The organism is Streptomyces sp. SID13726, from assembly GCF_010548375.1.
In the GTDB taxonomy this organism is placed as follows: Bacteria; Actinomycetota; Actinomycetes; order Streptomycetales; family Streptomycetaceae; genus Streptomyces.
Genome location: NZ_JAAGLY010000849.1, coordinates 1 through 387, shown reverse-complemented (window position 1 = coordinate 387; position 387 = coordinate 1). Strand labels below are relative to the sequence as shown.

Annotated in this window: 1 protein-coding gene; it reads left to right on the top strand. The window is 75.7% G+C overall.

The window, feature by feature from the left end; genetic code table 11:
* Positions 1-25: 25 nt before the first annotated feature.
* On the top strand, positions 26-387 hold a 362-nt coding region (locus tag G3I78_RS50640), incomplete at its 3' end, for a LysR family transcriptional regulator (RefSeq protein ID WP_164437424.1).

Genomic DNA, 387 nt, shown 5'->3' with positions numbered 1-387 from the left:
GTCCGCACCGATACGTTCGGGTGGCATGGACCTCGAGGTGCGGCACCTGCGCATGATCGTGGTGGTGGCCGAGTCGGGCAGCGTGACCAAGGCGGCGGCGTCGCTCGGTCTCGCGCAGCCCGCCCTCACCGCCCAGCTCAACCGGATCGACCGCGCGCTGGGCGGGTGCGTGTTCACGCGCGACCGCCTGGGCGCGCGCCCGACCGAGCTCGGTGAGCTCGTGCTGCGGCACGCGCGCGTCGTGCTGCCCGCGATGTCGGCGCTCGTCGACGACGCGCGGCGGCACGTCTCCGACCGGGCGACGACGGGGGCCGTCCGCGTGGGGACGGTGAGCTCCGCGATCGGCGGGCTGTTCGCGAACCGCCTGCACGTGGCGGTGCCCGCCGC